The following is a 24610-nucleotide window of genomic DNA, read 5'->3' as shown; positions in this document are numbered from 1 at the left end:
ACAGTTCGGGCACGATCAAAGTCCAGACTAAGTAGCCAAAGGACAGGCGTCAAAACCGAAATTCAGCCGTACACAGCTTGTCGGATGACCTTGAACTCGACCAAAGATGAAAACTTCTGTGCAGTGGGCGACGGAGGCCTAAAAAATATTGTGAGGGAACATTCGCACCGCCAAAAACGGGTTCAATTTGGAGAAAAGACCGGATAGAAGCTGGCCATGACCCATCATCACGACCGCCTACTTATCATCGACTTCGGTTCACAGGTGACGCAACTTATTGCGCGGCGCCTTCGAGAACTCAGCGTATATTGCGAAATTCATCCTTATCAGAATGTAAGCGAGAGCTTTCTTGAGGAATTTCGACCTAAGGCAGTGATCTTCTCCGGCGGCCCGGACTCAGTCGTCAGGGAAGGGGCTCCCCGGCCACCAAGTGCGGTTTATGAGCTGGGTGTCCCGATCCTTGGAATCTGTTACGGCCAACAGGTCATGATGCAGGACCTCGGCGGCAGGGTAGAAGGTGGCAAGATTTCAGGCGGAGGTGGCACAGCTGAATTCGGTCGCGCCTTCGTCACCCCGATGGGCAATCCGCTTCCAATCCTGAAGGACTGGTTTGCCAGCGGCAAAGAACAGGTCTGGATGAGCCATGGAGATCACGTCAGTGAGCTGGCTCCGGGCTTTGAAGTGTTTGGCGTCTCAGCAAATGCGCCATTTGCCATAACGGCTGATCAGAGCCGGAACTTTTTTGCGGTCCAGTTTCATCCGGAGGTGCATCACACACCCAACGGCAAAACACTTTATGAGAACTTTGTTCGGCTTGCAGGATTCACCGGCGACTGGACGATGGGTGCTTACAAAGACGACGCCATAGACAAAATTCGTGAGCAGGTCGGCGACAAGAAGGTCATTTGCGGACTTTCTGGCGGAGTGGACAGTTCAGTGGCCGCGGTCCTCATTCACGAGGCGATCGGGGACCAACTGACATGCGTCTTTGTTGACCACGGCCTATTGCGTCTGAATGAAGCAGACGAAGTCGTTTCCATGTTCCGTGATCACTACAACATACCGCTTATCCACGCAGACGAAACCGAACTGTTCCTGGGAGAATTGGATGGCGTTTCCGATCCGGAAACAAAGCGGAAAATCATTGGCAAGCTGTTCATCGATGTATTCCAAAAACATGCCAATGAGATTGAGGGCGCAGAATATCTTGCCCAGGGCACTCTTTATCCCGATGTCATTGAAAGCGTGAGTTTCTCAGGCGGCCCCTCGGTCACGATCAAGTCCCACCACAATGTCGGTGGTTTGCCGGAAAAGATGGGCCTCAAACTCGTTGAGCCTTTGCGTGAACTTTTCAAGGACGAGGTGAGGGAACTCGGCCGGGAGCTTGGATTGCCAGACAGTTTTATCGGTCGTCATCCGTTCCCGGGACCAGGGCTCGCAATCCGTTGCCCTGGCGAAATTACGCGCGAAAAACTAGAAATCCTGCGGAAAGCCGACGCAGTCTACATTGATCAAATTAGAAAACACGGGCTCTACGACGAAATCTGGCAGGCTTTCGTTGCCATTTTGCCGGTTCGCACAGTCGGTGTTATGGGTGATGGGCGAACCTACGATTATGCCTGCGCGCTTCGGGCTGTAACTTCAGTCGACGGAATGACGGCAGACTATTACCCGTTTGAGCACGAATTCCTTGGTGAAACCGCAACGCGTATCATCAATGAAGTCCAGGGTATAAACCGCGTCACCTATGACATCACGTCAAAACCTCCCGGTACGATTGAGTGGGAGTAACGTGCTTCGGCATGACGGCTCTTTGAAACCCTTGGAAAACCAGAAAGCAATATCCTGGTGTCAAACTGCCAGAACAACGCTGATCAGATTGACCTGAGTCCCGATTGCTCAGCGTGCGCTGCTCTTTGCTGTGTTGTATTTGCGTTCGACCAATCCGAGTCCTTCGGAATAGACAAGGCTGCCGGTGAGGAGTGTCCCAACCTGGACACTCAGAACAGATGCATGATTTTCCAAAAAAGAACACAACTCGGCTTTGCCGGTTGCGTTACATACAACTGCTTTGGGGCAGGTCAGCGTGTCACTCAGGAAGTCTTTAATGGAAAAACCTGGCGGGAAAACGATCACTTGAAACAGCAGATGGGGGCAGCTCTTTCTGTGTTACGTCGCATCCACGAACAGCTCTCGTTGTTGCGCTCTTCAAAGATTCTTCCGCTTAGCAAAGAGGAACGCAGCTCAGTCGAGTTTCTGGAAAACGAGCTTTCTCGGAAAGAAAAATGGACCGAGGCAGACCTTCAACACTTTCCAATTGAGCAAAGAGAAAAAGAAATCCTATCATTCCTGAGCGGGCTTAGACGGCACGTCGTTTAACTGGCACATCTGATGCAAAATGCTGCAGCAGGGTCAACAGCAAGCCGACCGGGCGCAATGTCTTCTCCGCATTCAACGCAGTACCCGTAGTCTTTTGTGTCCAAACGGTGCAGTGCTGCCTCGATGCGTTGTATTTGCGCACGTCGCTGCCGTTCGGAAGCCTGGGCCATTGCTTGACCCTGAAGTGCATCCATACGCGAAAGTCGGCCAACTGATTGCTGATCCAGAGTAACTGGTGCGCGTGCCTCTTCTGAGATTTCGCTAAGTGCTTCCAGTTCCTCTTTCAGCGACAGCAATTTGTTGCGCACAGAGCTTTCATCTATCGGCATCGTCATCCTCCAGGTATGAGGATGACGAATACGAGTGTTTCGCGCAAGGCGCGGGAGCGTTCTCAGAATTCTTCGAGAACGATTTTCCCAACGGTCTTTTGACTTTCGACTTGTTGATGGGCTTGTCGCAAATTCTCGGCATTAATTGGCGAAACAACGTCAGATAAAGTGGTTCGGACACGTCCCTGATCGACAAGACCGGCAACTTCTGTCAGCAACCGTCCTTGTGCATCCATATCCGCCGTCTGAAACATCGACCGGGTAAACATGAATTCCCAATGGATCGAAACAGCCTTTTGCTTGAACGGCATGATGCTGAAATCCTGAGGGTCGTCTATCAGAAGGAACCGGCCTTGGGGCGCGATCGTTTCTGCAAGGTCTTGGAGGTGATGCTCGGTATGCGTCGTTGAAAAAACTAGGCCGGGTGGGTTCAGGCCCGCTTCTTCAAATTGGGGCGCAATTTTTCGGGAATGATCGAAGACATGATGTGCTCCCAGCTCTTTAACCCAGGATTGGCTTTCAGGCCGCGAAGCTGTCGCGATAACGGTCAGGTTAGTCAACTGGCGTGCAAGTTGGATTGCTATTGATCCGACACCGCCAGCACCACCTACAATAAGTAGACTTCCGGCACCATTGCCGACTTTGTCCTGCACTTTCAGGCGATCGAACAAAGCTTCCCATGCAGTAATTGTCGTTAGCGGCAAAGCCGCAGCCTCGGCGAAACTCAGGGATTTAGGCTTTCTTCCAACGATCCGCTCATCAACAAGATGAAACTCTGAATTTGTGCCGGGCCGAGTAATATCGCCCGCGTAATAGACTTCGTCGCCAGGGCGAAAACCCTCAACATCCGTACCGACTTCAACAACCACACCTGCAGCATCGTAGCCCAGCACAACCGGCTGACCGTTTTCAGACTGTCGCCTCATGCGCACTTTGGTGTCGACGGGATTTACTGCGATTGCCCTGACTTCGACCAAAAGATCGCGACCTTGGGCAACTGGTTTTGGCAGGTTGAATTCTTCCAGCGACCTTTGATCACTCGCTGGCAGCGAAGTTGTGTAACCGATAGCACGCATTTCGTAGTTCTCCATGTTTGCGTACCGGTCAAATTGGCCATAATCTTTCACCACGCAAGTATGTACAATTCAAACACATACTGACAAGAATGGTAGATAGACACACAATGGATACTGTAGAGATTCCGAAAAAGGATGAACTTAAGAACAGCTATGATTGTCACCCAGGGTGTGCGGTCGAGGCGGCTCTCAGTCTCATCGACGGAAAGTGGAAGGGCGTGATCCTTTTTCTGTTGCTTGATCGAAATGTCATGCGTTTCAACGCGTTCCAAAAGGCATTGCCGAACATCACGCAAAGAGTACTGACATCCCAACTGCGCAGCATGGAAGCAGATGGTTTGATCGACCGAACTGTCTACCCGGTGGTGCCTCCAAAGGTAGAATATCGCCTAACTGAACTCGGCCTGTCGCTTGAGCCTGTCGTCAAGTCACTCGCAGAGTGGGGCAACGGTCATAAAGAGCTTTGGCCATTGGGGTTCAAACGCGACAGTCATTTGCAAACCGTCAAATAGTCCCTGAAACATGCGGATTTGAAGAGTTTCAAAGGGTTTCTTTACCAAAGAAATTCGGATACACAGACACGACTTCCACTTCAGATTTGCCTATGACGCAATCTTTACTTTGTCTCCTTGAATGGCCGTTGCAAGGATGGCGGTCAAAGGTCTTCATTTGGAGTTCAAGAACATGAAAAACGGTTTGAGACGACTGTCTGGAACAGCACTCATACTCACATCCTTGATGATCGGCACTGCTGTAGCAGGTGAGGTAAAGATCGTCGGAGCTGAAGCCAGAAAGTCGGGCGATAGCTGGACGTTTTCGGTCACGCTGGAACATGGTGACACCGGTTGGGATCACTATGCCGATCTCTGGCAGGTTTTCACACCGGACGGTGACCTGTTGGGAGAACGTGTTCTCCATCATCCTCACGTGAATGAGCAACCCTTCACGAGATCATTGTCAGGTGTCAAAATCCCAGACGGTATCAATGAGGTTGTCATCAAGGCGAGAGACAGCGTCCACGGTGTGGCGGCTCAGGAGTTCAGGATCTCTCTCACTCAATGAACAGCCCGGGCTTATCCTTGAATGAAGGCAAGAATGCCGTCAGCAACGAATTGAACAGACAATGCGGCAAGCAACACTCCGAGCAGCCGGGTGATAACCAACTGTGCGGTATCACCCAACAGGCGTTCAATTTTGTCAGCCAGCAGGAAAGCGCCCATGCAGCTCAACAAGATAATGGCAATCACACCGCCAAGACCCGCATAAGTCAGCGTGTCTGGTGCCTGACTGGACAGCAGTATAATCGCAGATATCGCTGCCGGACCTGCAATAAGTGGAATGGCTAGCGGAAAAATTGCCAACTCGTGGATGGAACCTTGATGGGTCTCTGACTCTATCGCCTTTTCGGCAGTTTCCGATTTACGTTGCTGCCTCTTTCCAAATATCATCTCAATTGCGATCAGGAACAACAAGATGCCGCCCGCAACGCGAAACGCGGAAACAGAAATACCCAGTACATTAAGTACGGTCTGACCGGATGCGTAAAACACCAATAGAATTGCTGCTGCCGTAAGCGTCGCCCTGATGGCGACCCTGCGCCTGTCCGCCTGACTCATGCCGGCTGTAATCGCCAGGAACATCGGGGCCAAACCGACAGGGTCAATCGTGACGAACAACGTTGCAAAAGCGTTGATGTAATAGTCAATCATTTCCCATACCCCGGACAATCAATCTGGCCTGATTTGTGTCTTACTACAGGGGTTTCGACACTGCGACGACCCGCATCTGCAAATTCATTTTTCGACCCTGTGTATACTGTCTGCAAGTTATTGTTTTCATGATATTTTTGCGCAAGCGGAAATCGGCCATTTATTTGGTCCTGATGATTGAATCGGATATAAAAGACACAGCAATAACAATTAAATGAGTGTCTTCCTTGGCCGACCAGGACAACAGCACCCCTTCGGACGGATTTTCGTCCGATATCAAACCGATTTCCATTGTCGACGAAATGAAGAGCAGCTACCTCGATTACGCGATGAGCGTAATCGTATCGCGTGCACTTCCAGACGTCAGAGACGGTCTCAAACCGGTGCATCGGCGCATCCTGTATTCGATGCATGAGAATGGTTATGAGTGGAATAAGCCATACCGCAAGTCAGCGCGCGTGGTCGGTGACGTTATGGGTAAGTATCACCCACATGGCGACAGTGCGATTTACGACGCTCTGGTCCGAATGGCACAGAATTTTTCCCTGCGTCTTCCACTGATTGACGGACAGGGTAACTTCGGATCAATCGACGGCGATCCGGCCGCGGCTATGCGGTATACGGAATGCCGACTGGAAAAAGTCGCCCACAGGCTCCTTGACGATATCGACAAGGAAACCGTCGACTTCCAGGAAAACTATGACAATTCGGAAAGTGAACCGGTTGTTCTTCCGGCAAAATTCCCGAACCTTCTGGTCAACGGTGCCGGCGGTATTGCGGTCGGCATGGCAACGAACATTCCGCCACACAATCTGGGTGAAGTGATCGACGCTGCCATCGCAATCATGGAAAATCCGGCGATGCCGCTGGAAGAGTTGATGCAGATCGTTCCAGGTCCGGATTTTCCGACTGGTGGCATGATTCTTGGTCGGTCGGGTATCCGCAACGCCTACGAAAGTGGGCGCGGCTCTGTTGTCATGCGGGCGAAAGTGGATATCGAAGAGGTTCGCAAGGACCGCAACGCCTTGATCGTCACGGAAATTCCCTATCAGGTCAACAAATCGACCATGATCGAGAAAATTGCCGAACTTGTGCGCGACAAACGCATTGAAGGCATTTCCGATATCCGGGACGAGAGCGACCGCTCAGGTATGCGGGTCGTCATTGAACTCAAGCGAGATGCGGTCCCGGATGTTGTGCTGAACCAGCTCTATCGCTTCAGTCAGCTGCAAACGTCTTTCGGCGCCAATATGGTGGCACTTAATGGCGGCAAGCCGGAACAGATGAACCTGTCCGACATGCTACGTGCCTTCGTCGCTTTCCGCGAAGAAGTCATTCAGCGCAGGACCCGTTACCTGCTCAAAAAAGCACGCGATCGTGCGCATATCTTGGTCGGTCTGGGTATTGCCGTTGAAAACATCGATGAGGTCATCAAACTGATCCGAGCTGCTCCCGATCCCGCAACTGCTCGAGCGCAGTTGATGGAACGGAACTGGCCAGCGCGTGACGTTGAGGCGTTGATCCGCTTGATCGACGACCCGCGCCACATGGTTCAGGAAGATGGCACCTACAAACTGTCCGAAGAACAGGCAAGAGCCATTCTCGATCTCAGACTCCAGCGCCTGACGGCAATGGGCCGTGATGAAATCGAGGAGGAGCTGAACAAGATTGGTGCGGAAATTTCCGATTTTCTCGACATCCTGCGCTCTCGTGCGCGCATTCAGGACATTGTCAGAACGGAAATGCTCGAGATCAAGGAAGAATTCGCGACACCGCGAAGGACAGAGATTGTCGAAGGCGGTGCTGATTTCGACGACGAAGACCTGATCCAACGCGAAGATATGGTCGTGACCGTTTCACACGGCGGTTACATCAAGCGCGTTCCTTTGGCCACTTATCGCGCACAAAGACGCGGTGGCAAAGGCCGCTCCGGCATGGCAACCAAAGAAGAGGATTTCGTCACCCGTCTCTTTGTTGCAAACACCCATACGCCGGTGCTCTTTTTCTCGTCACGCGGCATTTGCTACAAGATGAAAGTCTGGCGTCTGCCTCTTGGCGGCCCGACCTCACGAGGCAAGGCACTCGTCAATATGCTGCCTCTCGAACAGGGCGAACAGATCACGTCGATACTGCCGTTGCCTGAAGACGAAGACAGCTGGGCAAATCTTGATGTCATGTTTGCGACGGTGCGCGGCACCGTCCGGCGCAACAAACTTTCTGACTTCGTCAACATCAATCGAAACGGCAAGATTGCCATGAAGCTGGAGGACGGTGACGGAATTGTCGGTGTGGACACATGTTCAGAACACGACGATGTCATGCTCACCACCAATTACGGCCAGTGTATCCGTTTCCCGGTTACCGACGTGCGCGTCTTTGCCGGCAGAAACTCAGTTGGTGTTCGTGGCATCAGACTTGCCGATGGTGACTGTGTCATTTCAATGCAGATCCTGCACCACATCGATGTCGATGCGGAAGAGCGCGCCGCCTATCTTAAATTGTCGCGTGCAATGCGCGGGGAAGCGGATGAAAATGTCAACGGAGCGGATGAGGACGGTGTTGTAGCCGGCGATCTGCCACAAGAACGATACGCTCAAATGAGCGCAGCCGAACAGATCATTCTGACCATTTCCGAAAACGGCTACGGCAAACGGACCTCGTCATTTGAATACCGGGTAACAGGCCGTGGCGGTAAGGGTATCACGGCGATGGCCGTCAACAACAGAAACGGTGGATTGATCGCATCCTTCCCGGTGGAGGATAGCCACCAGATAATGCTGGTCACCGATGGTGGGCAGTTGATCCGGTGTCCTGTCGACGGCATTCGCATCGCAGGCAGAGCCACGCAAGGTGTCATTGTCTTCAAGACCGCTGACGATGAGAAAGTCGTGGCTGTTGAGGGGATTTCGGAAGTCGATGACGAAGACGTCATCGACGAAGAAGGTGAGGGCGCTGAAAGCGGTGACAACACTGAAGACAGCGCGAACTCCAGTGATGCTGATGACAGTTCCTCAGAGCCGGACGGAACGCCTCCGGAAGGCTGATAGACCCAAACGACGCGCTTAAAACGACAACAGCGGCCAGGGTGGAACCTGAGCCGCTGTTTGCCGTTGGGGAGGGAGGTCTTGTGATAAGACTTAGTTTGCCGTGGGGTAACGTGCCAAAATTGTTTCGTTTACGGACGGGGTCTGTTTCTCAACGGTGACGAAAGAAACGTTGCGAACCTTGCTTGCGCCAGTCAAAGCTGCTGCGCAGTCTTCGGTCCAGGCACCCCATGCCTGTGTTTCACAGCCATTGGCTGTCTGAGAGATTGCTGCACGATCACCTTTGGTAGCCATCATGCCTTGTGTCGCCAGGCTGTTCAGATCCTGCGCCTGCGAGGCATTGCTCGGGTGCATTGTCATTACGCCCGCTGCGATCATTGTCAGCAACGCCAGCGTAAAGATTGCAACCATCTTGAAGTTGGCCACCGGATCAACGGCCTTGGCCTGAATGATAAATGACTTTGCCGCGGTCTGATCTGCGGTCCGGTCGATAGTTTCGTAGCTCCTCATTATCTTGGCTCCTGCTCACGCCATCTGTTTTCGATGACCTCACTTTGCCTCATGGAAGAAAAGACAGATGTGATGACCGTCACAAAATGTCAGTTGCCCGCAAAAATTCAAATGTACTGGGGCTTTGGCTTGTGAGTGGAGTATTGCCGGAGTATTGAAGAGGCCATGACTCGTATTGCGCTCTATCCCGGCTCGTTTGATCCGGTCACCAACGGCCACATGGATATTCTTCGTCAGTCACTCGTCTTGGCCGACAAGGTGGTGGTGGCGATCGGGATTCATCCCGGAAAAACACCGCTATTCTCATTTGAGGAACGCGTTGAACTGCTGCATACCTCTGCGAGAGCTGAATTCAGTCCCGGGGAAGCTGCCCGAGTTGAGGTAATTTCATTCTCAGATCTGGTGATCAACACGGCCAAAACACAAGGTGCCGCCTACCTTGTGCGCGGTCTCAGAGATGGAACGGACCTTGACTATGAAATGCAAATGGCCGGCATGAACGGCACACTTGAACCAGACATCAAGACGGTTTTTTTGCCTGCGTCTCCGAAAGTACGCCACATCACGGCCACGTTGGTACGTCAAATCGCAAAAATGGGCGGAGAAATATCCGCGTTTGTACCGGAGCCGGTTGCCGAGCCTCTCAGACAACGGGCGTTACCCGGTTCATGATTCAATTTCCTCTGACCTGAACCTTAGGAGTCTCCAGTGTCACGATTGTTTACTGTTTTCGCCGTACTGGCGTCATTTCTGATCCTTCCCGTTTTGGGTGCTCACGCAGCGGATCCCGAAAACACCCTTTACCTCGACTTGAAGGATGGACGGGTAACGATAGAACTTCGGCCCGACGTTGCGCCCAACCATGTGGAGCGCATCAAGCTATTGACCCGAGAGGGTTTCTACGACGGCATCGTCTTTCACCGGGTGATTGATGGTTTCATGGCCCAAACCGGTGATCCGACCGGAACCGGCAGAGGTGGATCTAACCTTCCTGACATTGCTGCCGAATTCAGCAATGCGTCCTTCAAACGCGGTACGCTTGGGATGGCTCGCGCAGCAGATCCGAACAGCGCCAACTCACAGTTTTTCATCATGTTCAACGATGGCGACTGGCTGAACGGACAATACACCGTGTTCGGTGAAGTGGTTGATGGCATGGATGTCATTGACAAGATCACCCGCGGCGAACCGCCTGCAAACCCGGACAAGATCATTAAGATGCAGGTTGCCGCAGACGCCGGCTAATCTGCTTAACAACGCCCTGTTTAGGACTCAAGGAGTGAATGAAATGGCAGAAATTGCAGATGCCGAAAACACATTGATCATGGAAACCAGCCAGGGTCAGGTCGTTATCGAATTGAAACCCGACCTTGCGCCGACGCATGTTGCCCGGATCAAGGAACTTGTCCGCGAAGGCTTTTACGACGGCATCGTGTTTCACCGGGTCATCGATGGCTTCATGGCCCAGACCGGTTGTCCGCAAGGAACAGGCACCGGCGGTTCCGGTCAAAAACTGAAGGCCGAGTTCAGCCAGGAAAAACACATCCGCGGCACTTGTTCCATGGCCCGTGCCATGGATCCCAATTCAGGCGATAGCCAGTTTTTCATCTGTTTCACCGATGCACCTTGGCTTGATGGTCAGTACACGGTTTGGGGCGTCGTAATCGACGGCATGGACAATGTCGACAAGATCAAACGCGGCGAACCAGTGGTCGATCCCGACAACATCGTGTCGTTGAAAGTCGCCGCCGACGCGGCTTGATACCAGAATTTGCAGTTTTTTTAGTGAAACGGCGCGGCAGAATATGCCGCGCCGTTTTAACTGGTGCCGGAATTGGGTTCCTTGTGTTGACCGGATCTCGATCGCCCTTTATGAGCCGCTGACCTGATCTTGTCCGGTTCACCTCAAGCGGTGCTGTGCACGTAATTCAGAAACTCAAGACTAGCGAACAATCTGAGCGTCATGCGCGTTGATACCTTTGATTTTGACCTCCCAAACGAGCGGATCGCATTGCGTCCGGCAAGGCCGCGGGATTCGGCACGTATGCTTGTTGTCAAACCCGATGAAAACCTCCCGCTATCCGATAAGGGCGTACGGGATCTGAGCAATATATTGAAGCCCGGCGATGCTCTTGTATTCAACGACACGCGCGTAATTCCTGCGCAACTTGAAGGGACACGATTGCGCGGTGACATCAGCGCTGGAGTGGGCGCAACCCTCCATATGCGGACTGCTTCAAACAGCTGGAAGGCTTTTGTCCGTCCGGCAAAGAAACTTCAAGTTGGCGACACCATCCTATTCGAAGGATTTGGGGCAAGATTGACTGCAGAAGTTGCGGAAAAAGCCGACGGTGGTGAAGTTCTTCTCGTTTTTGACAGAGACGGTCCCGCACTTGACGAGGCCATCGCGGCCGTAGGGCACATTCCTCTGCCACCTTACATCGCCCAAAAACGCGGAGAAGATGAACAGGATCGCAAAGACTACCAGACAATATTTGCCGAAAAGGACGGCGCTGTAGCAGCCCCAACCGCCGGTCTGCATTTTACGCCGGATCTTCTGGAAGCATTAACGCAGCAAGGTGTGGAACAGCACCGCGTGACGCTACATGTCGGTGCCGGAACGTTTCTGCCGGTGAAAGCAGAAGACACCAGCGACCACAAGATGCACGCCGAGTGGGGAGCGATCTCAGAACAAACTGCCAAAGCGCTGAGGGCTGTAAAAGCGCGGGGCAACAGAGTTGTCAGTGTCGGAACGACCTCATTGCGTATTCTGGAAAGCTCTGCCCAGATCACGGGTGAAATAACCGCGTTTGCCGGTGAGACCGCAATCTTCATTACTCCCGGTTATCACTTCCGCGCGATCGATGCTTTGATGACCAATTTCCATCTCCCGCGATCTACGTTGTTCATGCTTGTGTCGGCGTTTTCCGGGCTTGAGACAATGCGCACCGCATACCAACACGCGATTGAACAAAACTATCGCTTCTATAGCTATGGCGACGCCTCTTTGCTGTTTCCGCAGCAAGGCGCGGTTTAGGAACATCATGACCGAGCAGAACAAAAGGTTTGGTTTCAAGTTGATTTCATCCGACGGAATGGCGCGTCGGGGAGAAATTACAACACCACACGGCGTGGTCCGCACTCCTGCCTTTATGCCGGTGGGCACACAGGCGACGGTCAAGGCCATGTATCCCGAACAGGTGCGTGAAACCGGTGCGGATGTTGTCCTTGGAAACACCTACCACCTGATGCTTCGACCAACGGCCGAGCGGGTCGAAAAACTTGGCGGATTGCACAAGTTCATGAATTGGCCGCACACGATCCTAACCGACAGTGGCGGATTTCAGGTGATGTCTCTCGCTCAACTGCGCAAACTGGATGAAGACGGCGTCCGTTTTCAAAGTCATATCGATGGTTCCAAGCATCACTTGACACCGGAACGCTCGGTCGAGATTCAAGGCTTGCTTGGATCGGATATTCAGATGCAGCTTGATGAATGCATCAAACTTCCAAGCCCGAAAGAAGAGGTGCAGCGCGCCATGGAACTGTCGCTTAGGTGGGCAGAACGTTCCCGAAGGCAGTTTGAAGACATGAGCGGTCCCCAAAAAGGGCAAGGACTTTACGGAATCGTGCAAGGTGGCGATCAGCCGGACCTTCGGATCCGATCCGCACAGGAACTCGGGAAAATGCCCTTTGAAGGATACTCAGTCGGAGGGCTTGCCGTAGGAGAACCACAAGAAGTTATGTTGAGTATGCTCGACATCACGACACCCGTCATGCCGACTGACAAGCCTCGGTATCTCATGGGAGTGGGCACTCCTGATGACCTTCTTGAAAGTGTCAAGCGCGGTATTGATCAATTCGATTGCGTTATGCCAACGCGGGCTGGCCGACACGGCTTGGCCTATACCCGTTTCGGCAAGGTCAATCTAAAAAACGCGCGTCACCAGGACGATCCAAGGCCACTCGATGACGAGAGCAGTTGCCCAGCCTCCAGCATCTACAGCAGGGCCTATCTGCATCACCTGGTTCGATCGGGGGAAGGGCTCGCAGGTATGCTGTTGACCTGGAACAACATTGCTTACTACCAGCACCTCATGCAGGGCATGCGTGATGCCATCGAGGCGGGTCACTTTGACGACTTCTATTCAAGAACCAAGGAAGATTGGGCGCGGGGTGATATTCCCGCGCACTAAACCCGCCGTGATGACAACGACAACGCTGATCCTGCCGGATTAAGCAGAAATCCCGTCTGACTTGGTCAGGTAACAGCCTGATATGCGCCAGGAGCCATCGTCCTGTTTTTCGAAACTGTAGAGCGCAAGCCAGTTTTTACCCTTGGGTCCAGTAACGTAAACTTCCTGGGTTGGCCCCAGCTTCGTCATCTTGGATTGCCCAAAGGTAACGCTCTTGGGCCGGAACACCGGTTGGTATCCCTGACGCACCATTTCCATGAAAAACTCAGGCGTCTGGAATTGCTGCTGAAGAGAGTTAGTGGCGAAAGAGAAGGCCGCCTTGGCATTCCCGGAGGCAAAGGCTGTCATCTGGTTTTTGATGATTTTTTGGAAAACGCCACTGTCTGGCGCTTCCTCAGCCTGTGCGGCGCCCAGACATAAGAGAGCGCCAAGACCCGCAGCTGCCGCTGTCTTCCAGAAACGAGTTTGAGCCATGATCGGTGTCTCCTTTTCTGAACCCGATCAGTATACGGCGCAATTGTTTAACCAGATCGCAAAATGAGAGTAATCCCCGACGTCAACAGGCAGTCTTCTTTTGCCGAAAACGAAATAATAATAATAAAGACGTCAATAATTTCCTGTTTTTACTCGGTTGCGATTCTAAAAAAGCTTGAAAAATCAAAGGCGCCACAGCGTTACGTTGTCAGGCACAGTTTCGCGATCAAGAACAGCTGGTATGTCTGCAACAAGGCCCGTGCTGTTTTTCAAAACCGAGGTCGTCATCTGCCAGCCATCATGGCCTTGTAAAAATTGCGTATGCGGAACCGCAAGTACCACAACATGTGATTCTTGTAGCTGATCAAGATCGCTCAGGTCGATGCCATATTCTTCCCTGACCTGATCATGATCGGCGAGTGGATCATGTACGAGAACCTCAGCACCGAACTTCTCAAGCTCGCGTATCAGGTCCACGACCTTCGAATTTCGAGTGTCTGGAACGTCAGCTTTATAGGTAATTCCGAGAACCGCAATTTTCAGCGGCATCGGCTGACCGAGCTTCACGCTTTCCTGGATGACCTTCCCGGCAACAAATCCAGGCATCGCTTCATTGGTACCTCGGCCAGCCAGGATTACTTGCGGCGTCATACCGATTTCATGTGCCTTGTGGGTGAGGTAGTAGGGATCTACCCCGATACAGTGGCCACCGACCAATCCGGGTTGAAACGGTAGAAAATTCCATTTCGTCGCGGACCCGGCCAAAACATCTCGAGTGTCGATCCCTATTTGGTGAAACATCATCGATAGTTCGTTCATCAATGCGATGTTCAGATCGCGTTGAGTGTTTTCAATAACCTTGGACGCTTCCGCCACCTTGATAGAAGGGGCTTTGTGTATGCCGGCACTGACCACACTGCCATAGAGGTCTGCGAGGATTTCTATGGCTGTTTCAGAAGACGCGGAAACAATCTTGGTAATGTCAGAAAATCCGCGTTGGCCATCGCCCGGGTTTATTCGTTCGGGCGAATACCCGACTTCAAATCCATCATGCAAAGTTAGCTGTGACGCGTGTTCAAGCAGGGGCACGGCAACCTCTTCGGTTGCCCCGGGAAAAACCGTCGATTCAAAAACGACAATTGAGCCGCGCTTCATATTGCGACCGACAGTTTCAGCGGCACCTTTGAAAGGTGTCAGGTCCGGTCGTTTTGCGTCATCCACAGGCGTGGGAACCGCAACGATAAAAACATCGCAGTCTTTGAGTAATGCCTCATCTGAGGAAAAAGACAGGCAGTGCTGGTTGAGCTCTGCCGTCGAAACCGAAGCTGTGCTGTCGCTTCCAGCTTTCAACTCATCAAGTCTGCCTTGGCTGATGTCGTAGCCAAGAACATCGTAGCCTTTCCCAGCAAACGCGACAGCCACCGGTAAGCCGACATATCCAAGACCGATAACGGCTATCTTGAGCTGGGAAAGATTACGAGAAATCATGGAGGTTCCTGAAAAATGGAAGAGCCGAACCACCTGTTGGTGATCCGGCTCAGTCCTAATCCGTTCTTTGAAGTCTTTTCAAGCCCGCAGGCAATCTGGCCGCTTTTATTCAGCGGCCAGTGGCTGCCGGATCATTTCCTTCATGAATGGAACCAATTCTTCCGCAAGAGCAGGATCGTCCATTCCGAATGCGATGTTAGCTGACAGAAAGCCCGGTTTACTGCCGCAATCGTAGCTTCGGCCTTCGAACTTGAGCGATGCAAAGGACTGATTTTTCATCATGGAGAGCATACTGTCAGTCAGCTGAATCTCGCCGCCAGCGCCTTTGGTCTGGTTTGACAAAAGTTCAAAAATTTCGGGCTGTAGAATATATCTGCCAGTTATCATCAGGTTTGAAGGTGCGGTGCCCGGTGCAGGTTTTTCAACCATATTCGAAATCTTGCTGGCATTGTCGTTGATCTTTTCGGCAAGCTCGACAATCCCATATTGATGGGTCTGATCTTCCGGAACTTCCTCAACAGCGATCACATTGCCGCCTGTCTGGTCGTACAGATCAACCATCTGTCTGAGGCAACTGACCTGGGATTTGATAATCACATCTGGTAGCAGGATCGCAAATGGTTCATCGCCAATAATATCTCGGGCGCACCATATCGCGTGCCCAAGCCCAAGGGGCGCTTGCTGGCGGGTGAAACTTGTGGAACCAGGCTCAGGCCGGTGTTTCTCCAACAGGTCGAGCGCAGCATCCTTGTTCCTGGATCGGAGGGTGTCCTCAAGCTCGTATGCCATGTCGAAGTGATCCTCGATGACATGCTTGTTGCGCCCGGTCACAAAAACAATGTGCTCAATTCCAGCCGCTCTTGCTTCATCGACAACGTACTGGATGATTGGCCGGTCAACAATTGTGAGCATTTCCTTCGGCACGGCCTTGGTGGCCGGCAGAAATCTTGTCCCGAGACCGGCGACAGGGAGCACGGCCTTGCGAATTGGCTTCTTCATTTTTGCCTTCCAATGCTTTGCGTCAGCTGCTTTTGAAACGATGAGGCCTCTGTGCGGCCCCATTGTTCAAACTACGGATCTAAAATCGCTAACAAAGGGTTATCTTCTGAATGTCGATCTTTGCAGGAAAGAGAATATGACTGTACGAAACATTTGTCGATTTCATTTTTGTGCAACGCAATATTTTTGCCGGTTGTAGATTTGATCTCAAGCTTGGAAAGGGCGGGATCAGCGGGTGCCTATTCCGCCGGATCTTCCAAGACTTGGCTGGTGCGGACCGTGGTTGCAGCCGATGCAAAAGAAGGTTATGCAATGCCGGAATCCTGTCCGCGGCCAAAGTTGTATTAGACATGCGCGATCCGCGCCGTCTTGTGCTGAAAAGTGGTGATTGATGTCCGAGCCTAATCGTGAAGTATCTGTTGGAAACGTAACGTTCAGCAATTCAGCCCCGTTCAGTCTGATTGCCGGGCCGTGCGCTATGGAAAGCCGTGCTCATGCATTGGAATGCGCCGAGGCAATCAAAGACATTGCCGACCGCCTCGGCATCGGGTTGGTCTATAAGAGTTCCTTTGACAAAGCCAACAGGACCTCACTCTCAGGTGGAAGAGGTGTCGGATTGAGCGAAGCTCTCCCAATCTTTGCAGAGGTCAAAGAGAAGTTCGGGCTTCCCGTCATCACTGACGTTCATGCTGCCGAGCAATGCGCTCCCGTCGCCGAAGTGATCGACGTGCTTCAGATCCCGGCGTTCCTCTGCCGGCAAACAGATTTGCTGGTTGCCGCAGCAAAGACAGGTAAGGTCATCAACGTTAAGAAGGGACAATTCCTTGCACCCTGGGACATGAAAAACGTTCTGACCAAGGTCACAGGATCCGGCAATCCGAATGTTCTCTTGACTGAACGGGGCGCCAGTTTCGGATACAACACTCTCGTAACCGACATGAGAGCTCTGCCAATCATGGCGCAGACAGGGGCTCCGGTCGTGTTCGACGCCACTCATTCCGTGCAGCAACCAGGCGGGCAGGGAGCATCCACAGGTGGCGACAGGACAATGGTTCCTGTTCTTGCTCGTGCGGCGGTTGCCGTAGGTGTCGGCGGTTTGTTTATTGAGACACATCCAGATCCAGACAAAGCACCATCAGACGGACCGAATATGGTGCCGCTCAACAAGTTGGAAGCTTTGTTGAAACAGCTGCAGGCACTTGATGCCGTCGTGAAGTCACCGGCTGTTGCAGCCGAATAGTGTTTGGGCCGCGCCGAAAAGTGCGGCCTTTGTCTTTTTGGAGCTTTGCTCCGACCCCTAAGCCTTTCTACAGGCTATCAGCATTGCCGGTTCCAACACCTGACTCGGTATTAATTCAAGTCCATCCCGACGAGGAGCTCTATCCATGACCGCCATTATCGATGTTGTCGGCCGTCAGATCTTTGACAGCCGTGGCAACCCAACCGTAGAAGTTGATGTCTTCCTTGAAGACGGTTCTTTTGGCCGCGCAGCTGTGCCGTCCGGAGCCTCGACAGGCGCTCACGAAGCGGTGGAACTGCGAGACGGCGGAAGCCGTTTCATGGGAAAGGGCGTTCAAAAGGCGGTTGATGCAGTCAACGGTGAGATCTTTGAAACGATCGGTGGCCTGGAAGCAGAAGACCAGCTTCAGATCGATCAGGCCATGATCGACCTTGACGGGACACCGAACAAGGCGCGTCTTGGTGCAAATGCCATCCTCGGAGTGTCATTGGCGACGGCGCGCGCTGCTGCTCAAGCGTCGGGCCTGCCGCTTTATCGATACGTTGGCGGTACGTCTGCTCGCACTTTGCCTGTACCGATGATGAACATCATCAACGGCGGCGCACATGCCGACAATCCAATCGATTTCCAGGAATTCATGATCATGCCGGTCGGCGCTGAAAGTCTCAGCGACGCAGTGCGCATGGGTTCGGAAATTTTCCACACACTGAAAAAAGCCCTTAACGCTGCCGGCCACAACACAAATGTCGGTGACGAAGGAGGCTTTGCTCCAAATCTGGAATCGACAGACGCTGCAATCGGTTTCGTCATGAAGGCAATTGAAACTGCCGGGTACAAGCCAGGCGATGATGTCTATCTCGCCCTAGACGCAGCCTCGACAGAGTTTTTCAAGGATGGAAAATACGTCTTGGAAGGTGAGGGCAAGACACTCGCACCCGAAGAAATGGCCAAATATCTCGATGATCTCGTGTCTCGCTATCCGATCATCTCAATTGAAGACGGTTTGGCTGAAGATGACTGGGAAGGCTGGAAGGCGACGACAGATCTCGCCGGAAACAAGTGCCAGCTCGTGGGCGACGATCTTTTCGTGACCAACTCGGAGCGTTTGCGCAAAGGCATCGACATGGGTGTTGCGAATTCGATCCTGATCAAGGTCAATCAGATCGGAACCTTGTCTGAGACGCTTGATGCGGTCGAGACAGCACACAAGGCGGCTTACACTGCGGTCATGTCACACCGGTCTGGTGAAACAGAAGATTCGACCATCGCAGACTTGGCAGTGGCAACGAATTGCGGCCAGATCAAAACGGGCTCACTGGCTCGTTCTGACCGGTTGGCAAAATACAATCAGCTCATCCGTATCGAAGAAGAACTTGGTCTTCAGGCGCAATATGCAGGTCGTTCGATCCTGCGCGGCTAAAACTGTTCTGAACAGCAAAAATAATAAAGCCCCGCGTCATCGCGGGGCTTTTTTACGTCCAGCCGTAGCGTAGGTCAGTTTACGGATTCAGTTTCCGGAAACGTGCGTGTTTCCTCCGCATGTTTCAACGCTGCTGCAATGGTTTCAGCCTTTTCAGCACCAGCCAATACAAACCGCCCATCAATGATGAAACACGGCACCCCGGTAATCCCAGATTCTTGCGCCTTGCCAATTTGAGCAATGGTCTTGTCCAGATCGGAATCCGTTTCAAAAAGCTGCTCGACCAGGTCAGATTCCATGCCTGCCTCGTCTGAAATCCTGACGAGCGTCTCCGATTTCGTCAGGTCTTCTCCATCAAGGAAATAGGCTTTGAAAAGCCGCTCTACCACCTCGTCCTGAAGGTCATCTGCTCGAGACCACAGAATGAGACGGTGACAGTCCAGCGTGTTCGGCGACAGCTTGATGGCATCAAATGCGAAGTCAATTCCTTCCTCAAGTCCAGCTGCCTTGATCTGGCTGTAAAAGGCATTTGCCTGGTCCAGGCCGCCAAATTTGTCGCTAAGGTATTTTTGCCGGTCTTTTCCTGTCTTGGGAAGCGTGGCGTCGAGTTGAAACGGATGCCAGCGAACCAATACATCCAAATCCGGAACGGATCTGATCGCTGCCTCCAACCGTCTCTTGCCGATATAGCACCAGGGGCACATGACATCGGAGACCACATCGACGGTCAAAGGGGCAACATCGGTCATTCATCCATCCAACATGAGTGTCGTTCAACAAAGGCTAACGCCTGAAACGGATATGCCAACCCCAATTTCGGGGCAATCTTGTGGCAATCAAGGTTCAAAGAACAGTATGACTCAAGATCGAGTTAATGCGTTTTTGAAGCCTTTCAGTCCCTGCCTCGTTTTTCAGGACCGCCACCGGGCCGAAGTCCCTCACCAGACAAACCAAATCCTCGTCCCGGCTCGTGGCGTCAGCAACCGATAGCAGGGTTGCATTGATCTCTTCGAGATTGAAATCACTGGATACGGTCAAACCGAAGTTTTCAGGCTGAAGCCTCATTTCCCATAGATCGAGACCTCGAACGGCCAAAGCGTTGCTGCAGGATTCAAGATAGTTTGTGTAATACTCAACACCGAGGCCGCCGTGATTGACCTGTTGCCGCAACCAGACATGACTTTCAGCAAGCACCCGATCGGCAAGCCGGCGCCGTTTTCCGAACCGGATGGCAGCTTTCAATCTCCGACTCAGCGTTTCCTTTCGGTTTTCTCCGGCGAGCACATCAGAGGCACCGTTCCGAAACAGTAGCACAAAATCCTCTTCACGTTCGCAAACCGCCAAGACAGGCAAACCGGCAAACCGGGCATCTCTTCGAATTTGCTGCATATAGTCAATCGCATCATCAAAGGGAGCGTCTACAACAACCGCGTCAAAGGCGCGTTGAGACATGAATTCTACCGCCATATTGCCGTCAAAGGCTCCGACGACTTCAACCTTGTCGTCACTGGCGTCTTGCCATTCCAGAAAACGGCCGCTGAGACCTACCACCATAAGGCTGCTCGTTCCGCTGTGGTGCGGAGCGGTTCCAAACCCCGGAATACGGCCAAAAACCCTTCTTCGCAGCTGAGCCTCCTCAGACCGCAAGATTGCGCGCTGATGAATGCAGATCAACATAATCAACACGTCATCCGGCACGACCCGATCAATAATTGCAGTTGCCGGCAGATCATCGGGCAATACATCTTCACTGCCGGTCAGGACGTAAAAGGGAACTTCACACGGCAATTTGGAGATCTCGTTTAAAAGCCAGCTGAAAAACGGATCCCGTTCGGCTTCCTCAAGTTCGGAAATGTCGACAACGATGGCGGCCGGAAGTCCTGTCGGCAGGGTATTGCCGCGCGCAAACATGTCATGAAGGGAAACATCCAGATCTTCCGGATCGTCCCCGACATTGGTTCGCCTTGGACGTCGCCCCGCATACCAATAGGGACCACGCCAGGAAAGCGAAGTTTCAACGTCCATTCCCACTCCCTATGCCACAGCAGCCGGCAGCCGCTGCGTCCGCATTGTCAGCCGGTCCCTGCAAAGCGTTCCATCGGCATTTCGAGGCAAAGACTGCAAGATCAGTACACGATGGGGTATTTTGGCAAGGTCGACGCCTTCCGCATCAAGATATGCAAAAAAGGCACCCGCATCGGGCACGTTGCCCGGTTCTGGCACAAGGGCCGCATACATTCTCGCGCCAAGAATTCCGTCCTCAACGACGAAAGCGGCTGCTTCCCTGATGCCTGGATACCTTGAATAGATAACATCGATCGTCTCGAGATTTCCGGTTCCAAGCGCATACTGGCCCGGAATGCCAAAACCTGAGATGCCTCCATCGGTCAATTCGACCTTGATATTGGTATTCAGATAGCCGGTTCCTTCCCAACGCACACGTCGCTGTTCGCTGTTGATCGTGCGCCAACCTATTTCAGGAACCATCGCCCCTTTCACCAAAAGCGTGGGTGTCTGATCTTCCACTTCGTCATTGACCGAGACTTCCAGGAGGGCTGGCCCGCTTTCGCACCCGTTCGGCCCGCTATACTTTCCCAGCGCAGTCGCCTTCATTTTGGCAGAAGGCCCCCGGGCCTTGGCAACAAGTGCAAACTCATCTGCAACATGAAGGTCGACTAGCCTGCGACGCGCCACGAACGTAGTCGGATGCGGTGCGGCTATGTTCCAGGCTGCGAGTACCGACGTGTTGTTGTTTTCAAGCTTCCGGTCCAAAGTTTGCGCAAGTGGACCAGGTGTCATGACAACATCCGCGCCAACGTCATTCGCATGAGCGGCAAGGTTTGCCAGTGATGTCGGGTGATGCAAATGCAGTGTTCCACCGGTCTGCAGCCAGGGAACCAGACCGCCACCAAGTCCCGTCAATCCGCTGAGCGAATAGGGCACTAGGATGTTGCTTTCTTCCTTGATATGGGCTTCGTGGACAACCATCTGGCCTGCGGCCATCCAATGGTTGTGGCATCTGCTCACCGGAACATTTTCCTCGCCGCTACGGCTCCAGCAGATCGTGGCGGTATGGTCGGCCGGATCCGGACGTTCGCTGGACGAAAACTCCAGATCGTCTGCCATATCACGAAGCAACGGCCCGAGTTCAATCAGTCCATCGGGAACGTCTTTGCCAAGCCCGAATACAAAGCGCAGTGAAAAGAGGTCGGCGGCAACATCTCGCGCGGCGACGCCAACATCTCTGGTTTCCACACGGTCAGCCGCAATAAAGCCTTTCGCGCCAATTGAATTCAACGCCTCAAGTACATTCTTTTGGCGCCAATGCAGAGGCAATGGGGAAACGATAAGGTCAGCTCTGAGCGCTGCCAGAAGAGCAATCACCGTATCGACCGTATTAGGTGCCTGAACGCCGATGACATGGTCGGCGGACAGTCCGACTGTGCTGTAGAAAGCTGCCAGCCGGTCTATTTCACGATCGGCCTCCGCATAAGTCAGCGATCTGGGCCCACCGCCTGTCCAGTCTGCCCGATCTGGTGCATCCACAAGGGCAAGTCTGTCAGGGTGTTCTGAGGCAGTCTTTTTCAGGAGTTCGTCAAGCGGCACATCGGACCAGGCTCCGCTTTCATGGTACTCCTTTGCAAGGCTTTCTTGAGTGACTTTCATATTATCCTTCGTCCATAGGTCCGATCATTGAGCGGTGGCTGACCACCAAGTGTCGAATTCGTGTCCGTAAAGAGAGTGTGACTGCGGCGGGATGACTTTTTTCCAATGGGCAACCCAGTCGTCTGAAACGTGATACAGCGGAACGGCATAAGCTCCTGAAATGAGCACACGATCGAAGGCCCGAACGGCGTCGACAAAATGCTCGCGACTGCGTGCCCCGACGATTTCGTCGATCAAGGCATCAATTGCCGGCTCCCGAGCGCCCACGAAATTAAAGGAACCTTCCTGGTCCGCCGCTTTTGAAGACCAGCGTCCATATTGTTCGGCACCTGGTGACAGCGACGCCCTCCAGGTGTTGAAAACCATATCGAACTCACGCTTGGTGCGGCGGTCTTCAAACTGTGCCGGATCAACACTTCGAACAGTTGCTTCAATGCCCAGAAGTTCCAATGTGCGGATATAGGCGAGTGCAAGTTTTTCTTCGTCTTCGTTCTTTGCAAGGATCTCGAATGAAAGCGGCTTTCCGGTTTCCTTGTTCACGAGCTTCCGGTTTTCCAGGCTGTAACCAGCCTCGCCAAACGTTCCGAGCGCTTCACGCAGGACTTTCCTGTCACGACCTGAACCATCGGCATCTGCAGGCCTCCAAGTTCCAGCCATGACTTCCGGATCGACTGCGTCAGGGAAAGGCGCCAGCAATTCTTTTTCCCGGTCACTTGCGGGCCGTCCGATAGAGGAAAGATCGGAATTGTCCCAATACCCGGCGGTGCGCTGATAAAGCCCGTAATAGAGGTTTTCGTTCACCCACTTGAAATCGAAGAGCATGCTGAGCGCCTTGCGAACGTTTTTGTCCTTAAACTGCTCACGCCTGGTGTTAAATGCAATGCCTTGCATCTTGGCCGGGATACCGAATGGAATGGAAAGCTTTTCAACGTCACCGTTTTCGGCCGCAGGAAAGTCAAATCCGGTTGCCCACCGTGCCGGGTCCCGGAATTGAAGCGCATTCACAAGGCCTTTCTTGAAGGCTTCCTGAAGTGTCGTTTCATCCCGGAAGTACTCAACGCGGATTTCATCGAAATTGTCGAAACCGGCCTTAACGGGCAGATCCTTTGCCCAGTAGTCTGGGTTCTTTTCATAGACAACCAATCGACCCGCTTCGATCGTCTTGAAGGTATAGGGGCCGGACCCGATCGGCGGGTTGAGCGAGGACTTGTCAAAATTCTCGGCATCTGTGTGTTTTTTAGAGAAGATTGGCGCCAGAGCAATGAGCAGCGGCAATTCGCGATTGTCTCCATTTTCAAACACGAGCTTCAGCCGGTTAGGCGCAGTGACCTGCTTTTCCTTGATGGCTGCGTACCAGTTGCGATAAGGCGGCCGTCCCTTTTCTTCAATGACCTCGAGGGAAAAGATAATGTCATCAACGGTTAAAGGTGTACCGTCGGAGAACTTGGCATCCGGGTTCAACTCAAACTCGATCCATTCCCGGCTGTCGGGCATGCGAACGCGCTGTGCCACGAGCCCATAGAGTGAAAATGGTTCCGCATAGGAGCGAACGAGAAGGCTCTCCAGGATGTTGTTGCCGAACTGGCGTTCACGCATCCCTCTTGCCGTTGTCCAACCACCTTGAACAATGAACTGATTCATGCTGTCGAAGGTTCCCTGAACGCCAAGCGTTATGGAGCCGCCCTTGGGAGCATCTGGATTGGCGTAGGGAAACGGTTCATCCGGTCCAAGGGCAGGGGATCCGTGCATGGATATGCCATGAACCCACGGCACGTCTTTATCATCGGCAAAAGCTGTTGAGCCCGAAAATGGCACCGCCGAAAGGGAAAGCGCAAGCGCAGCCCCAAGGACACCGTTCTTCAGAAGTGAATGCACAGCACTATCAATAAAACGCATGACAACCGCCCGAGATACCGTTGATTCTCACCCTTTAGCCTAACACAAGGATTGTTGAGACGCGCCCGGCGCAAGAAATAAACACCAAGATATTCAGATTTGAATCCAGGACAGGGCCTACGTTGCAAATCGGCCACCCTCTTGCCCTAATTAAGTGCGTTACCATGTTTTCACGGATCAAATG

General features: G+C 52.8%; 23 protein-coding genes. 12 read left to right on the top strand and 11 right to left on the bottom strand.

The window, feature by feature from the left end:
• Positions 1-216: 216 nt before the first annotated feature.
• Both guaA and FIV00_RS16530 read left to right on the top strand, forming a co-directional pair.
• Entirely contained in the window at positions 217-1791 is a 1575-nt protein-coding gene (gene guaA, locus FIV00_RS16535) for a glutamine-hydrolyzing GMP synthase (protein WP_152501773.1), read from the top strand.
• A 222-nt stretch (positions 1792-2013) separates the two neighbouring features.
• A complete protein-coding gene (locus FIV00_RS16530; protein WP_152501772.1) occupies positions 2014-2379 on the top strand; it encodes a hypothetical protein in 366 nt (121 codons plus the stop codon).
• Here FIV00_RS16530 and FIV00_RS16525 read toward each other — a convergent pair.
• Together FIV00_RS16525 and FIV00_RS16520 are read right to left on the bottom strand one after the other, a co-directional pair.
• On the bottom strand, positions 2376-2708 hold the full coding sequence (locus tag FIV00_RS16525) for a TraR/DksA C4-type zinc finger protein (protein ID WP_209006582.1): 333 nt from the start codon (positions 2706-2708) through the stop codon (positions 2376-2378). The two genes, FIV00_RS16530 and FIV00_RS16525, sit on opposite strands and share 4 nt — an antisense overlap.
• A 62-nt stretch (positions 2709-2770) precedes the next feature.
• Positions 2771-3784, bottom strand: coding sequence for a zinc-binding alcohol dehydrogenase family protein (locus FIV00_RS16520; protein ID WP_152501770.1), 1014 nt, complete (start codon positions 3782-3784; stop codon positions 2771-2773).
• Positions 3785-3891: 107 nt separating this feature from the next.
• Here FIV00_RS16520 and FIV00_RS16515 point away from each other — a divergent pair, with 107 nt between their 5' ends.
• Entirely contained in the window at positions 3892-4296 is a 405-nt protein-coding gene (locus tag FIV00_RS16515) for a helix-turn-helix domain-containing protein (RefSeq protein WP_152501769.1), read from the top strand.
• Positions 4297-4468: 172 nt separating this feature from the next.
• Positions 4469-4846 (top strand): hypothetical protein, encoded by a 378-nt coding sequence (locus FIV00_RS16510; RefSeq protein ID WP_209006581.1) that lies wholly within the window; start codon positions 4469-4471, stop codon positions 4844-4846.
• A gap of 11 nt (positions 4847-4857) precedes the next feature.
• Here FIV00_RS16510 and FIV00_RS16505 read toward each other — a convergent pair whose 3' ends face one another.
• A complete protein-coding gene (locus FIV00_RS16505; RefSeq protein WP_152501768.1) occupies positions 4858-5493 on the bottom strand; it encodes a MarC family protein in 636 nt (211 codons plus the stop codon).
• 302 nt (positions 5494-5795) lie between these two features.
• Between FIV00_RS16505 and gyrA the strand changes: the two genes are divergently transcribed.
• A complete protein-coding gene (gyrA, locus tag FIV00_RS16500) occupies positions 5796-8537 on the top strand; it encodes a DNA gyrase subunit A (RefSeq protein ID WP_209007040.1) in 2742 nt (913 codons plus the stop codon).
• A 93-nt stretch (positions 8538-8630) separates the two neighbouring features.
• On the opposite strand, the gene FIV00_RS16495 is transcribed toward gyrA, so the two are convergent.
• Positions 8631-9047 (bottom strand): phosphopantetheine adenylyltransferase, encoded by a 417-nt coding sequence (locus FIV00_RS16495; RefSeq protein WP_152501766.1) that lies wholly within the window; start codon positions 9045-9047, stop codon positions 8631-8633.
• A gap of 165 nt (positions 9048-9212) precedes the next feature.
• On the opposite strand from FIV00_RS16495, the gene coaD reads away from it, so the two are divergent.
• The 5 genes from coaD (at position 9213) to tgt (ending at position 13243) form a co-directional block, all read left to right on the top strand.
• Positions 9213-9719 (top strand): pantetheine-phosphate adenylyltransferase, encoded by a 507-nt coding sequence (coaD, locus tag FIV00_RS16490; RefSeq protein WP_152501765.1) that lies wholly within the window; start codon positions 9213-9215, stop codon positions 9717-9719.
• A 45-nt stretch (positions 9720-9764) separates the two neighbouring features.
• Positions 9765-10292 carry a peptidylprolyl isomerase gene (locus FIV00_RS16485; protein ID WP_209007039.1) on the top strand — a complete coding sequence of 176 codons (528 nt, stop codon included), beginning with the start codon at positions 9765-9767 and terminating at the stop codon, positions 10290-10292.
• Positions 10293-10335: 43 nt separating this feature from the next.
• Complete coding sequence (locus FIV00_RS16480; protein WP_152501763.1) at positions 10336-10809, top strand: peptidylprolyl isomerase; 474 nt, start codon at positions 10336-10338, stop codon at positions 10807-10809.
• Between the two features lie 201 nt (positions 10810-11010).
• A complete protein-coding gene (gene queA, locus FIV00_RS16475) occupies positions 11011-12084 on the top strand; it encodes a tRNA preQ1(34) S-adenosylmethionine ribosyltransferase-isomerase QueA (protein WP_152501762.1) in 1074 nt (357 codons plus the stop codon).
• A gap of 7 nt (positions 12085-12091) precedes the next feature.
• On the top strand, positions 12092-13243 hold the full coding sequence (gene tgt / locus FIV00_RS16470) for a tRNA guanosine(34) transglycosylase Tgt (RefSeq protein WP_152501761.1): 1152 nt from the start codon (positions 12092-12094) through the stop codon (positions 13241-13243).
• A gap of 39 nt (positions 13244-13282) precedes the next feature.
• On the opposite strand, the gene FIV00_RS16465 is transcribed toward tgt, so the two are convergent.
• From FIV00_RS16465 to galU, 3 genes are all read right to left on the bottom strand, one after another.
• The gene (locus tag FIV00_RS16465; protein WP_152501760.1) at positions 13283-13717 is read right to left on the bottom strand and encodes a DUF4864 domain-containing protein; all 435 of its coding nucleotides are present in this window, start codon (positions 13715-13717) and stop codon (positions 13283-13285) included.
• A 183-nt stretch (positions 13718-13900) separates the two neighbouring features.
• Positions 13901-15205: a nucleotide sugar dehydrogenase gene (locus FIV00_RS16460; protein WP_152501759.1), complete on the bottom strand. Its 1305-nt coding sequence runs from the start codon at positions 15203-15205 to the stop codon at positions 13901-13903.
• Between the two features lie 105 nt (positions 15206-15310).
• Positions 15311-16204, bottom strand: a complete 894-nt coding sequence (galU, locus tag FIV00_RS16455) for a UTP--glucose-1-phosphate uridylyltransferase GalU (RefSeq protein WP_152501758.1) — start codon at positions 16202-16204, stop codon at positions 15311-15313.
• A gap of 391 nt (positions 16205-16595) precedes the next feature.
• On the opposite strand from galU, the gene kdsA reads away from it, so the two are divergent.
• Together kdsA and eno are read left to right on the top strand one after the other, a co-directional pair.
• Positions 16596-17444 (top strand): 3-deoxy-8-phosphooctulonate synthase, encoded by an 849-nt coding sequence (kdsA, locus tag FIV00_RS16450; protein ID WP_152501757.1) that lies wholly within the window; start codon positions 16596-16598, stop codon positions 17442-17444.
• 145 nt (positions 17445-17589) lie between these two features.
• Positions 17590-18864 (top strand): phosphopyruvate hydratase, encoded by a 1275-nt coding sequence (gene eno / locus FIV00_RS16445; RefSeq protein WP_152501756.1) that lies wholly within the window; start codon positions 17590-17592, stop codon positions 18862-18864.
• Between the two features lie 74 nt (positions 18865-18938).
• Here eno and FIV00_RS16440 read toward each other — a convergent pair whose 3' ends face one another.
• The 4 genes from FIV00_RS16440 to FIV00_RS16425 form a co-directional block, all read right to left on the bottom strand.
• On the bottom strand, positions 18939-19613 hold the full coding sequence (locus FIV00_RS16440; protein WP_152501755.1) for a DsbA family oxidoreductase: 675 nt from the start codon (positions 19611-19613) through the stop codon (positions 18939-18941).
• A 94-nt stretch (positions 19614-19707) separates the two neighbouring features.
• On the bottom strand, positions 19708-20889 hold the full coding sequence (locus tag FIV00_RS16435) for a hypothetical protein (RefSeq protein ID WP_209006580.1): 1182 nt from the start codon (positions 20887-20889) through the stop codon (positions 19708-19710).
• A gap of 9 nt (positions 20890-20898) precedes the next feature.
• Positions 20899-22530, bottom strand: coding sequence for a class I adenylate-forming enzyme family protein (locus tag FIV00_RS16430; protein WP_152501754.1), 1632 nt, complete (start codon positions 22528-22530; stop codon positions 20899-20901).
• 24 nt (positions 22531-22554) lie between these two features.
• Positions 22555-24426, bottom strand: coding sequence for an extracellular solute-binding protein (locus FIV00_RS16425; RefSeq protein WP_152501753.1), 1872 nt, complete (start codon positions 24424-24426; stop codon positions 22555-22557).
• Positions 24427-24610: the final 184 nt, after the last annotated feature.

This window comes from Labrenzia sp. THAF82, from assembly GCF_009363435.1.
GTDB classification, from domain to species: domain Bacteria; phylum Pseudomonadota; class Alphaproteobacteria; order Rhizobiales; family Stappiaceae; genus Roseibium; species Roseibium porphyridii.
This window is presented reverse-complemented; position numbering and strand designations above follow the sequence as displayed.